The 11,828-nt window shown below is 68.4% G+C and carries 12 protein-coding genes; 2 read left to right on the top strand and 10 right to left on the bottom strand.

The genetic code is table 11. The features are described 5' to 3' along the window. Positions 1 to 26: 26 nt before the first annotated feature. The 4 genes from purF to purE are packed head-to-tail and all read right to left on the bottom strand — an operon-like array spanning position 27 to position 3,395. Positions 27 to 1,613, bottom strand: coding sequence for an amidophosphoribosyltransferase (purF, locus tag OR600_RS00220; RefSeq protein ID WP_265590416.1), 1,587 nt, complete (start codon positions 1,611 to 1,613; stop codon positions 27 to 29). Positions 1,614 to 1,652: 39 nt separating this feature from the next. Continuing rightward, the gene (locus OR600_RS00215) at positions 1,653 to 2,462 is read right to left on the bottom strand and encodes a class B sortase (protein ID WP_135977899.1); all 810 of its coding nucleotides are present in this window, start codon (positions 2,460 to 2,462) and stop codon (positions 1,653 to 1,655) included. A 10-nt stretch (positions 2,463 to 2,472) separates the two neighbouring features. Next, positions 2,473 to 2,922: a GatB/YqeY domain-containing protein gene (locus OR600_RS00210; RefSeq protein ID WP_135977898.1), complete on the bottom strand. Its 450-nt coding sequence runs from the start codon at positions 2,920 to 2,922 to the stop codon at positions 2,473 to 2,475. Between the two features lie 41 nt (positions 2,923 to 2,963). Further along, a complete protein-coding gene (purE, locus tag OR600_RS00205; protein ID WP_135978061.1) occupies positions 2,964 to 3,395 on the bottom strand; it encodes a 5-(carboxyamino)imidazole ribonucleotide mutase in 432 nt (143 codons plus the stop codon). 173 nt (positions 3,396 to 3,568) lie between these two features. Between purE and OR600_RS00200 the strand changes: the two genes are divergently transcribed. Then, positions 3,569 to 4,453, top strand: a complete 885-nt coding sequence (locus OR600_RS00200) for a bifunctional hydroxymethylpyrimidine kinase/phosphomethylpyrimidine kinase (RefSeq protein ID WP_204406885.1) — start codon at positions 3,569 to 3,571, stop codon at positions 4,451 to 4,453. Between the two features lie 116 nt (positions 4,454 to 4,569). Here the strand turns inward: OR600_RS00200 and OR600_RS00195 are convergent, their stop codons facing one another. The 3 genes from OR600_RS00195 to OR600_RS00185 all read right to left on the bottom strand — a co-directional run bounded on the left by OR600_RS00195 (position 4,570) and on the right by OR600_RS00185 (position 8,137). Then, entirely contained in the window at positions 4,570 to 5,430 is an 861-nt protein-coding gene (locus tag OR600_RS00195; RefSeq protein WP_135977896.1) for a hypothetical protein, read from the bottom strand. A gap of 137 nt (positions 5,431 to 5,567) precedes the next feature. Further along, entirely contained in the window at positions 5,568 to 6,245 is a 678-nt protein-coding gene (locus tag OR600_RS00190; RefSeq protein WP_204406884.1) for a glycerol-3-phosphate acyltransferase, read from the bottom strand. A 122-nt stretch (positions 6,246 to 6,367) separates the two neighbouring features. Beyond that, positions 6,368 to 8,137, bottom strand: coding sequence for an ABC transporter ATP-binding protein (locus OR600_RS00185; protein WP_265590415.1), 1,770 nt, complete (start codon positions 8,135 to 8,137; stop codon positions 6,368 to 6,370). 432 nt (positions 8,138 to 8,569) lie between these two features. On the opposite strand from OR600_RS00185, the gene OR600_RS00180 reads away from it, so the two are divergent. Continuing rightward, positions 8,570 to 8,692: a hypothetical protein gene (locus OR600_RS00180; protein ID WP_255533386.1), complete on the top strand. Its 123-nt coding sequence runs from the start codon at positions 8,570 to 8,572 to the stop codon at positions 8,690 to 8,692. A gap of 146 nt (positions 8,693 to 8,838) precedes the next feature. Here the strand turns inward: OR600_RS00180 and OR600_RS00175 are convergent, their stop codons facing one another. The 3 genes from OR600_RS00175 to OR600_RS00165 all read right to left on the bottom strand — a co-directional run bounded on the left by OR600_RS00175 (position 8,839) and on the right by OR600_RS00165 (position 11,826). Further along, positions 8,839 to 9,510, bottom strand: coding sequence for an NUDIX domain-containing protein (locus tag OR600_RS00175; RefSeq protein WP_204408247.1), 672 nt, complete (start codon positions 9,508 to 9,510; stop codon positions 8,839 to 8,841). Positions 9,511 to 9,513: 3 nt separating this feature from the next. Next, a complete protein-coding gene (gene purD, locus OR600_RS00170) occupies positions 9,514 to 10,797 on the bottom strand; it encodes a phosphoribosylamine--glycine ligase (protein WP_135977895.1) in 1,284 nt (427 codons plus the stop codon). A gap of 90 nt (positions 10,798 to 10,887) precedes the next feature. Beyond that, positions 10,888 to 11,826 (bottom strand): DegV family protein, encoded by a 939-nt coding sequence (locus OR600_RS00165; protein ID WP_135977894.1) that lies wholly within the window; start codon positions 11,824 to 11,826, stop codon positions 10,888 to 10,890. Positions 11,827 to 11,828: the final 2 nt, after the last annotated feature.

Below are 11,828 nucleotides of genomic sequence, written 5' to 3'. Positions count from 1 at the left end.
CGCAGAAGCCCCACGGGAGGTCCTCCTCAGCCCTCCTGCTCGCCGCGGCCGGAGGCACCCACGACCTCGTGGCCCCAGGCGTTCTCGGACTCCTCGCGGCACACCTCTAAGACGTCGGCCACCTCCTGCACCGACATGAGGGCCGTCGGCGACGGGTCGGCGAGGTTGGTGGGCTCGTAGCCTTCGAGGAAGCTGCCCCGGGAGAAGACCTCCGGGATGGCCACGGGGTAGTCGCCGGTGAAGCAGGCGCAGCAGTGGCCGGGCGCCGGCGGCACGGAGGCGAGCAGCCCCTCCACCGACAGGAACGCCAGGGAGTCGGCCCCGATGAACTCGCGGATCTCGTCCACCGACTTGTTGGCGCTGATGAGCTGGTCCTGGGTGTCGGTGTCGATGCCGTAGAAGCAGGGCCAGCGCACCTCCGGCGAGTTGATGCGCACGTGCACCTCGGCCGCACCGGCGTCGCGCAGCATGCGGACGATCTGAGCCATGGTGGTGCCGCGCACGATGGAGTCGTCAACGAGCACGAGACGCTTGCCGGCCACGACGTCCTTGAGGGCGTTGAGCTTGAGGCGCACGCCCATCTCACGGAGCTCCTGGGTGGGCTGGATGAAGGTGCGCGCCACGTAACGGTTCTTGATGAGGCCCTCGCCGAACGGCAGGCCGCTGGCCCGGGCGAAGCCCTCCGCGGGCGGCAGGCCGGAGTCGGGCACGCCGATCACGAGGTCTGCATCGGCCGGCGCCTCCCGGGCCAGGCGCTCGCCCATGCGGCGACGGGCCGAGTAGACCGTGCCGCCTCCCATGACGGAGTCGGGGCGGGCGAAGTAGACCTGCTCGAAGATGCAGGGGGACGGCACCGCGGAGCGGTACTCCTGCTGGCTCTCGAGACCGTCGTCGCTGATCTTGATGATCTCGCCCGGCTCGACGTCGCGCACGTAGGAGGCCCCAACGATGTCCAGAGCGCAGGTCTCGCTGGCCACGACCCAACCCTTGCCACCGGGCAGCTCGCCGAGCACGAGGGGGCGGATGCCGTCGGGGTCTCGGAAGGCGTAGATGGCGTCCTCGCGCACAAGGGCCATGGCGTAGGCACCCTCGAGCATGGCCATGGTGCTGGCGATGCCCTCGCGGATGCGGTGGGTCTCCTGGGTGAAGTAGCCGATGAGCTTGGCCGCCACCTCGGAGTCGGTGTGGGTGCGGAACGGGATGCCCATGTTGATGAGCTCCCGACGCATGGCGTCGGTGTTCACCAGGGTGCCGTTGTGCGCCAGGGCGATGATGGTGTCGTTGATGGTGGAGAGGTGCGGCTGCGCGCCCTCCCAGCCGCCACCGCCGCTCGTGCCGTAGCGCACGTGGCCGCAGGCGACCTTGCCGGGCATGGCCTTGAGGTCGGCGTCGGTGAAGACCTGGTCCACCAGGCCCTCGTCCTTGCGCACGAGCACCGTGGAGCCGTTGCCCACGGCGATGCCGGCGGACTCCTGCCCGCGGTGCTGGAGGGCCTTGAGGCCGAAGTACGTCATGCGGGCCACGTCGAGGCCCGGGGCCCAGACGCCGAAGACCCCACACTCCTCGTGCAGGGTATCGCCGTCTGCGGCCGGCACGGTGTTGACAGGATGCATCTCTCTCCTCGTCCGGAGGTCCCCCGACCCCGGCCTCCCCTAGGCCGCGGGTGTCCGGGACGCCTCGTCCACGGTCTGCTGGGGCACGCACACCACGAGGGTGCGGCCCCGGCCGTACTTGTCGTAGTTGCAGGTCACAAGGGTGAGCACACGGTCTGTGGCGTCGATGACCGCGTCGGCGTCTGGCCGGCTCGTCTCGGCGATGGACAGGTCATGGCGCAGGTAGTCGCGGAACTCCTGCTCGGTGGGCCACGACAGCGGCACCTCCATGTGGTCGGTCTCGGGCAGCACGTAGGAGTAGAGCGGCGTCAGGCGCCACGTCTGCTGCTCGGTGACCCACCACACAAGGGGGTGCTCGTCAAAGACCTGCTGGTCGTTGTAGGTGTCGATCCAGGCGAACATGGAGCTCGCCGGGTCCTGGCTGTTGATGTGGTGCCCGTAGACCATGGTCTGCTGGTCTGTGAGGTCCGGGCCCGTGTTCTGGGAGTCGATGAAGATGAGCCCTCCCAGGGAGTAGTTGCCGTCGGCGCCCGTACGCAGGTAGGTGTCGTTGGTCTCTCCCTGGTACACCGGGAAGTTCACCGGCGTGCCCGGAATCTGCACCCAGGCACAGACGTCGGGGTTCTCGGCCTTGAGGGCCGCCCAGTCCACCTTGGGCGGGGTGTCGGCGGTACCCGCCTCCACGTGGGTCTGGGCCTGGGTCACCTGGTCGGCCACGGTCTGCTCCTGGCCCATGCGGTCGAACCAGAACCACAGGGCGGCGCCGATGAGCACGACGTCGAGCACCAGCAGCAGGCAGAAGAGCACCTTGCGCCGCAAAGTCCACTTTCTCCTGGGCTTCTTGGCCACGGACGCCTCCCTAGGAGAGCTTGGACCCGGCGTAGGCCGCCGCGGCCGGCTTGTCGAAGTTGCCCTGGGTCTCGCGGGTGAGCGCACCCATGACCTTGCCCATGTCACGCTTGGTGGAGAGACCCTCCCCGGCGATGATGGCGTCGATGCGGGCCCGGAGCTCGTCACCCTCGAGCTGGGCGGGCAGCAGGCCCTTGAGGACCTCGCCCTGCTCGCGGAGCATGGCGAGGCGCTCCTCGTGGCCGGCGGCGCCCGCGCGCTCGATGGCCTCCTCTTCCTCCTTCGTGACCTTCTGCAGCTTCTTGACGGCGGCGGTGAGGTCGGCCTCGGTGACGTCGCGGCGCTCGTCCACCTCGATCTGCTTCATGGCCTGGTTGACCTGGCGCAGAATGGAGAGGCGGTTCTTGTCCTTGGCGCGCATGGCGTCCTTGATCTGGTCGAGCAGCTGACTCTTGTCCACAGGGTGCCCCCTAGATGATGGTTTGATGGTTGGGCGAGGTGTCAGCCCTCGGCCATGGAGGCCTTCAGACCCTCTACAGCCTCGCGGTACCCGCCCATGGTAGCACCCAGGATCTGGGTGGCGAAAATGGCGGCGTTCTTTGCACCGTTGATGGCCACACAGGCCACGGGCACGCCGCCGGGCATCTGCACCATGGAGAGCAGCGAGTCCAGGCCACCGAGGTCGCTCGTGCGGATGGGCACGCCCACCACGGGCAGGGGCGTGAAGGCGGCCACGACGCCGCCGAGGTGCGCCGCCTTGCCGGCGGCGGCGACGATGACCTTGAGGCCGCGGTCCGCCGCGGTGGAGGCCCACTCGTGGACCTTGGCAGGGTTGCGGTGGGCGCTGGCCACCACGAGCTCCCAGGGCACGCCCAACTCGTCGAGCTGCGTGCAGCATGCCTCCATGACCGGCCTGTCCGACTCGGAACCCATGATGATGCCCACCAGCGGCTGTGCCACGGCGTCTCCCCTCTCCCGCCCCGTGCCCGGGGCCCGTCCTGACGAGACAAAGATAACACCTGAACGAGGGATAAATCCGCGGCCCGCGAGGGGTAGCATCGTGCGGGTACGTCGGTCCATAAGTCCACGTCTGAAAGAAGGAACCCATGACCTGCGTTGCGAGCCCCAAGGACGTCTACCTCTACGAGCGCGAGGGCGCCTACATCCCCCGGGTGGGGGCCGTGCACGACCTGTGCGGCTACGGCAAGTGCTCCCTCGGCGTCGCCATCCCCGTGCTCTCCGCCGCCGGCTGCGACGTGTGCCCCGTGCCCACGTCGCTCTTCTCGGCCCACACGCTCTACCCTGAGTTCTACATGCTCGACACCACCGACATGCTGTCGCCCTACCTGGACGCCTGGCAGGAGGAGGGCGTGGAGCTCGACGCCGTGTACTCCGGCTTCCTGGGCGCCCCCGAGCAGGTGGCCTCCATCCAGCGCCTCTACCGGGAGCACCCCGGCGCCCTGCGCGTGGTGGACCCCGTCATGGGCGACGGCGGCAAGATCTACCCCACCTACACCCCCGAGCTCTGCGAGGCCATGAAGGGGCTCGTGGAGGGCGCCGACATCCTCACCCCCAACCTCACCGAGGCCGCCATCCTCACCGGCATCGAGTACCGAGGCCAGGACGTGGACGAGGCCTTCGTGGAGGAGAACGTGGAGGCGCTGCTGGCCATGGGCGCCAAGACCGTGGTGGTCAAGGGCGTGGACCACGGCGACGGACAGATCCGCAACTACGTGGCCGGCAGCGGCATCGAGGCCCTGGAGGTCTCCGGCGAGAAGCTGCCCTTCATGCTCCACGGCACGGGCGACCTGTTCTGCTCGAGCCTCCTGGCCGCCGTCATGTGCGGCCGATCCCTCGGCGACGCCGTGGACTTCGCGGGCAGGTTCGTCCACGACGCCATGGTGGTCACCCAGGACCAGCCCGAGCACGCCATGCGCGGCGTGAGCTTCGAGTCCAGGCTCGGCGAGGTGGCGAAGCTGCTGGAGGCCTAAGGCCCCAGGGACGACAACCGCTTGCGACACGGGGGGGGCGGCCTGCGGACACCGCGGACCGCCCCCTGGGTACCGGGGATGTGGCAGGCAGGGAGCCCAACCAGGGTGACAGGGCGTCAGGCCGCCGGCTGCGATCCCCCGGCCGCCTTGGTCGGCACGGACGCCGACGTGCCGCCGGCCGTGGCGTCGGCGTCCGGGGAGTCTGCGCCCAGGAAGTCCAGCGGCGAGGAGCTGATCTTCTCGCGCAGGCGTTCCATGGTGGGGCCGTCGATGCCGGTGATGGTGCAGAAGATGTTGAAGCCACCCGACTTTGACGTGGCCTTGGTGAAGATGAACGTCATGAAGTTCTTCACCGGCGTCGTGGGCTGCAAGAAGCCGAAGAGCTGGGCGTTCTCGATCTTGCCGTCTCCACCGTCGTGGACGTCGATGTGGTAGATCACGGTGTTGATGTTGGGGTTGAGCAGCGCGTTGGTGGCGAAGGCCGTGGCCTGGATGTAGCCGCCCGACATGGCCTCCATCTCGTTGGCGCTGGTGACGTCCACCACGGTGACCTCCACGCGGCCGGTGGCCTCGTCGGCCTCCTGCACGGAGAAGTCCTCGGGGAACTGCGTGAAGCCGTTGCCCCACTCCACGCCACCCTGGAGGGCGGAGGCCACGGACTGCGGCGTTACGCTGGCGGTGAGGTTGGCGGTGGAGGAGCGGCGCATGACGCCGTAGCCCACCTGGGCGCCCACGATGGCGATGAGCAGCACGACGACGAACGCCACGGCGGTGCGGGCGATGACGGCGCCCACGTTGGAACCGGAGGGGTCCTTGCCGGAGAGGGGGTCGACCTCGAGGCCCACACCCTTGCGACGGCGGCGGCGATGCTCCTTCTCGGCGGTGGCGGTGTTGGAGTGGCCGGTCTCGTCGACCGTGGCGAACAGGGCCTCGACCTCGTCGTCGGTCAGCCACTTGCTCCGCTTCTCACGCGCCATCGAGTCTCCCACCCGGTCGTGCCATCGATGATCGGCCCCGTCCATGACCAGCCCATTGTAGGCAACCGGGCCCACGGCGCCTGTGCGGGTCGTTCAATCCCCGCAACTCCCATAGGGAGGGGCGGTGAGAGGGGCGGTCACGAGTGCCGACGCCCCAACACCTTCTGGGAGAGGGAGGCCCGGGGCGTGCCCCCTTCCTTGATGCCGCGGATGGCAGGAGCGTGCGCGGCCGCCATGAGGGCGAAAAGCACCGTGGCGCAGCCGAGCATGGTCCACGCGCTCACATAGGCGGAGAGGCTCGCCGTGGGAACCACGAGGAGCTGCAGGAGGCAGAAGAGCTCATAGACGCCGGTGATGGTCACGGCACCCCAGCAGAGGTAGCCGCCGAACACCACGGCGGCAAGACCCGCAAGGCAGGAGACCACACCCGCCGCCGGCCACGCCAGGATGATGGCGGCGCAGGTGGTGGAGACGCCCTTGCCGCCGCGGAAGCGGTGCCACGCGGGGAAGTTGTGGCCGAGGGTGGCACCGACACCGGCGAGGGAGGCGGACAGCGGGAGGAGGATGTCGAGAAAGTGCCAGCAGATGAGCGTGGCCACGAGCACCTTGAGGCAGTCGCCGACGAGGACGACCGCGGCCCAGCCCCGACCGAGCTCGTGGCCGATGTTGGCCATACCGGGGTTGCCGTCCCCCACCTCGAACGCGCTCCTGTGGACCACGAGCCGGCACACGACGTCGGCCGTGAGGAACATGCCGCACACGTACCCGATGGCGATGCACGCGAGGAAGAACCATATCCACACTGTCGCGATCACGGGCCCTCCTTGAGCTCGGGGCGTAGGGATGCCTTTAGAAGGTTACCCGTTGGGGACTGTCAAATCTTTCAGAAACCGGCCAACGATACATCGAAATCAGTCGATGGTAGCGGAAAGCGGCCCTATCCCCGGTCCCCCTCGAACTGCATGCGGTAGTAGCGTGCGTAGGTGCCGCCGCGGGCCAGCAGCTCGTCATGGGTTCCCACCTCGGCCACACGGCCGCCGTCCACCGTGACGATGACGTCGGCGTCCTTGATGGTGGAGAGGCGGTGGGCGATCACGAGGGTGGTGCGACCCTCGGCCAGGCGCGCCAGCGACTCCTGGACGGCGTGCTCGCTCTCGTTGTCGAGGGCGCTCGTGGCCTCGTCGAGCACGAGGATCTGGGGGTCCTTGAGGAACACCCGGGCGATGGCGATGCGCTGCTTCTGGCCGCCGGAGAGGTGACCGCCGCGCTCGCCCACCTCGGTCTCGTAGCCGTCGGGCAGGCCGCAGACGAAGTCGTGGATGTTGGCCTTGCGGGCGGCCTCCACGACCTCCTCGAACGTGGCGTCGGGGCGGCCGTAGGAGATGTTATCGGCGATGGTGCCGTTGAACAGGTAGACGTCCTGCTGCACGAGGCCGACGGCCCGGTGCAGGCTGCCCAGCTGCACGTCGCGCACGTCCTGGCCGTCGATGGTCACCGACCCGCGGTCCACGTCGTAGAAACGCGGGAGCAGGGCGCAGGTGGTGGACTTGCCACCACCCGAGGGGCCCACGAGGGCATAGGTGCGACCCGGCTCGATGTCGAGGTCGAAGCCCTGGAGCACGGCCTTGTGGGTGTCCTGGACGTCGTCGCCGTAGGAGAACCAGACGTCGCTGTAGCGCACGTGGCCGCGGGTGACCTCGAGGGGTTTGGCGTGGGGCGCGTCGGCGATGTCGGGCTTGGTGGTGAGCACCTCGTCGAAGCGCTTGAAGCCGGCGCGGGCCTTCTGGAACATCTCGGTGAAGTCGATGAGAGTCTGGAGCGGCGTGGTGAACAGGCTTACGTAGAGGGCGTAGGTGGCGAGGTCCGTCACGGTCATGGAGCCGGCCGCCACGAGATAGCCGCCAAAGACGATGATGATGGTGTAGAGGGCGCCGGTGAGCAGGGCTGCGGCGGCCTGATAGCTGCCCATGGCGCGGTACATGGCCTCCTTTGATCCCAGGTAGGCGTCGTTGGAGCGGCCGAACTTGGCACGCTCCAGGTCCTCGTTGGCAAAGGACTTCACCACGCGGGCGCCGCCGAGGGAGTCCTCCAGCTGGCTGTTGACGTCGGAGATACGCTCGCGGTTCTCGGTGAATATGCGCTTCATGCGGCGGTTCACGCGCAGGCACCAGTAGCCGAGCACCGCGGTGACCACGGCCATGGCAAGGGCAAGCTGCCAGTTGATGAGGAACATGACCACGAAGGCGCCCACGACCTCGATGGTGCACACGATGATGGCCTCGGGCAGGTGGTGGGCCGCCTCGGCTATGTCGAAGAGGTCCGAGACCAGGCGACTCATGAGGTCGCCGGTGTTGTGGCGGTCGAAGTACGAGAACGAGAAGCGCTCGTACTGGTCGAAGAGGTCGCGGCGCATGGCGCTTTCCATGCGGGCGCCCATGATGTGGCCCCAGCAGCTCACGAAGTAGCGGCAGCCGTAGCGCACGGCGTACATGAACACGAGGCCCAGGCAGATCCACCAAAGGTTGGAGAGGATGGCCTCGGAGCCGTCGGAAAAGAGGCCGTCGGCCAGGCCGCGGAGGATGACGGGGAAGGCGAGCTCTGTGCCGGCCTGCACGATGGCACAGGCAGTGTCGCCCCAGAAGAGGGCCCAGTGGGGGCGGTAGTACTCGAGGAACGAGCGGAACAGGGTGGGACGGTGCGAAGACACGGGCGGCTCCTCGGGTACGGAAAACGACGGACCGTAGAGACTCTACCCCTCGCGGGCGCGCGAGGTGCGCGGGGCGGGACTTGCGGCGCGGGGTGCGACTGGGGCGTGGGAGGGTCTGGTCAACACGGCGATGTCGGTGGCGGTGGAATGACCCGATGGCGTCATGGACCATTCACTTGATTCAATATCTCTATCATAGTGAGTAAAATATTGACTTTTTTACGCTTACGTGAATATATCTACCTTTTACCGACACATTTTACTCTTATCAGTAAGACACTCTTAGAGGGACGTACAGTGGTCATAGGCCCATTGGTAGAGGCAGTTCCATTCAAACATCAGATACGCGATTCCTAAAAGGAAATATCAGTGGATCGCAACTCGTTACTAGCGTTCACTACGGCTAACCGATTACGAAGATGGGATTATGCCATGGATCCTCTGATCGTCGCCAAGCTCGCCGGGGTTGCCATCGGGGTCGTCCTGCTCGTCCGTGGGGCCTACTGCCTCCTCGTCGTGGGGGTCAGCGCCGCCGACGAGATCAAGAAGGGCTGAGCGGCACCGATTGACCCCGCCATGTGATAGAACCCTCCGTCCCCTTTGACACAGGCAACGGGGCTGACGCACATCCGCGTCAGCCCCGTTTTGGGACAGAAGTGCCCGACCGTTGGGACAAAAGTGTCCGGGTGATGGGACAGGGGTCAGCCGAGGCGGCGGCCGATGGCGTCCAGGGCCAAGGCTCCCACCACGGTCTTGGCGTCCTCCACACGGCCGTCCAGCACGGCGTCGACGAACTCCTCCGTGTCCACGAGGTCCACGTTGAGGAACTCGTCGGCATCGGGGTCGGACCCGACGAACGTGAGGCCCGTGGCCATGTAGATGTGGATGAGCTCGTCGGAGAAGCCGCAGCTCGTGACGATAGACGTGAGCAAGGCGAGCTTCTCGGCCTCGAAGCCGGTCTCCTCGAGTAGCTCGCGGCGGGCGCAGTGCTCCGGATCCTCGCCGGGGTCGAGCTTGCCGGCGGGCAGCTCCACGGTCACCCGGTCGAGGGCGGTGCGATATTGGCGCACAAGACAGACACGACCGTCGTCGGTGAGGGCCACGAGGGCCACGGCCCCCGGGTGTCGCACCACGTCGCGGCGGGCGGGGCGCCCGTCGGGCAGAGTCACCCGCAGCGTGTCGACGTCGAATATCCTGCCTTCCCAGGCCTTCTCCTCGGAGTCGATGGCCTCGCAGAGGCCGCGGTCGCGCGGGTCGTCTCCCCCACCCACGAACTCCCTCCGACAAGGCGTCCCCGACGCGTGGTCACAGCCGTCGGAGGCCTCCTCCGCAGGCTCCTCCACCACGGCCACGTCCTCGGTCTGCTCGTCCACGTCCTAAACCTCCCAAGCCTCGCGGCCCCGCAGGGCCTTGGCGCCGATGTCGCGGCGCAGGGTCTTGCCCTCGAACCCGATCCTATCGCAGGCGGCGTACGCGGCGTCGCGCGCCCCCTCGAAGGTGGGGGCCACGGCGGTCACGTCGAGCACGCGGCCACCGGCGGTGACCAGGGTGCCGTCGTCTGCGAGGGCGGTGCCGGCATGGTACACCGTGACGCCGGGCACCTCCTCGGCCTCCTCGATACCCGTGATGGGCTTTCCCTTCTCATAAGAACCGGGATAGCCTTCCGAGACGAGCACCACCGACACGGCCCAGTCGTCGTCCCAGGAGGCCATGGCGGCGTCCAGCGTGCCGGTGGCCGCCGCGTAGAGGAACCGCAGCAGGTCGCCCTTGAAGCGCGGCACGATCACTTGGGTCTCGGGGTCGCCGAACCGCGCGTTGAACTCGAGCACCTTGGGCCCCTCGGGCGTGAGCATGAAGCCGCCGTAGATGACCCCTCGGTACGGGATGCCCATGGCCGCCAAGGTGCGGACCACCTTCTCGTTGGCGGTCTCCATGGCCGCCTGCTCCTGCGGCGTCACAAAGGGCACCGGCGAGTAGACGCCCATGCCGCCCGTGTTGGGGCCGAGGTCGCCCTCCAGGGCGCGCTTGTGGTCCTGGGCGCAGGCCAGGGGCACCACGGTGGTGCCGTCGGTCACCGAGAGGAGCGAGCACTCCGGGCCGGTGAGCATCTCCTCGACCACCACGCACGACCCGGCCTCTCCGAAGGCACCCGAGAAGCACGAGCGCACGGCCTCGGCGGCCTCCTCCACGGTCTGGGCCACCACCACACCCTTGCCGGCGGCCAGGCCGTCGGCCTTCACCACGAGCGGGGCGCCCTGCTCCTCGACGTAGGCCAGGGCAGGGGCCTCCTCGGTGAACGAGGCATAGGCAGCCGTGGGCACGCCGGCGCGCTCCATGACCCGCTTGGCAAAGAGCTTGGACCCCTCCAGCTGCGCAGCCTCGGCGCCGGGGCCGAAGACCGGCACGCCGGCGTCGCGGCAGGCGTCGGCCACACCGGCCACGAGCGGCGCCTCAGGGCCAATGACCACGAGGTCGACGCCGTTGTCCGTGGCGAAGCGGGCCACGGCGGCCGGGCTGTTCTCGTCGATGGGGGCGACGTCGGCGCCCGCCATGCCGCCGTTGCCGGGGGCCGCCCACACGCGGCCGCACTCCGGCGATGCCTGGATGGCCTTGAGCAGCGCGTGCTCGCGGCCGCCGGCACCCAAAAGCAGAACGTCCATGGTCTGTGTCCTCTCTCTTCTCTCTCGTGGGCGCCGCGGCGGTGCCGGGCGCAAAAGGGGCGGCCCCGCTCCCCCGCGGGACCGCCCGGATCAGAGCCCGACCTCCTCGAGCTCCCCCTCGTGGAAGTAGCCGGCCCCCTCGTCGAGGTCGCCGCCCACGAGGTAGCGAGCCGGCGCGTAGGCGATGCCCACGGACCCCAGCCCCAGCTGGCAGGCCACGGCGCCCGACACGTTGGCCACCGAGGTGCGGCGGCTGATGAACTCGTTGGTGTCCAGAGGCTTCTCGAGCACCGAGAGGCTCCTGGGGTAGCCCACGCAGATCTCAACGTAGCGCAGGGACCCGTCGCGCTGGGCGTCGAGGCTCATGAGGCGCGCGATGCGGCCGGCGAGCATGCGCTGGTCCGCGGCACGGCCCACCGTGACCAGGCGTCCCTGCTCGTCGAGGGTGACGAGCCCGTAGGCCCCCATCCAACCCTCCATGACGCGTCGGAGGCGTCTGATGGGCGCGCGGTGGCCCGGGCGCGGGAAGAGCCGGGCGCCGGGCGGGGCGATGAGCAGCAGCGTCACATGGCGCACGAGGCGGGCGGCGTGGTCCACGGCCTCCTCGAAGCCCATGCCGACCTCGCGGCCGTGGACGATGTCCGCCACGACGATGCCCTCGGCCGCCGACAGCGTCTTGGAGTCGATCACGGCCACCTGGCCGCGCTTGTTGGCGGCGCGGGCGGCGGCCACGGCGTTGTCGTAGGTCTGGGACAGCGCCGAGGAGGCCGTCACACACAGGATCTGGGTCACGCCGGAGTCGAGCAGACCGTCGAAGACCTCGGTGAACTCCGATGGGGACGGCTGCGAGGTGCGCACGGACGACGGCTTGGTGGCGAGTGTCACATAGGTGTCGGCGGGATGCACCTCCAGCACGTCGCGGGAGTCGCCGGCCCGCGTGCGCAGGTGCATGGGCACCAGCCGCACGTCGTGCTCGTCGCACCACTCCAGCGGGAGGTCTGACAGCGTGTCTGTCACGATGGCGAACAAAC

The sequence above is a fragment of the Granulimonas faecalis genome (genome assembly GCF_022834715.1).
GTDB classification, from domain to species: Bacteria; Actinomycetota; Coriobacteriia; order Coriobacteriales; family Atopobiaceae; genus Granulimonas; species Granulimonas faecalis.
Note: the sequence above shows the minus strand (reverse complement) of the source record. Positions and strands in the feature narration are given on the sequence as shown.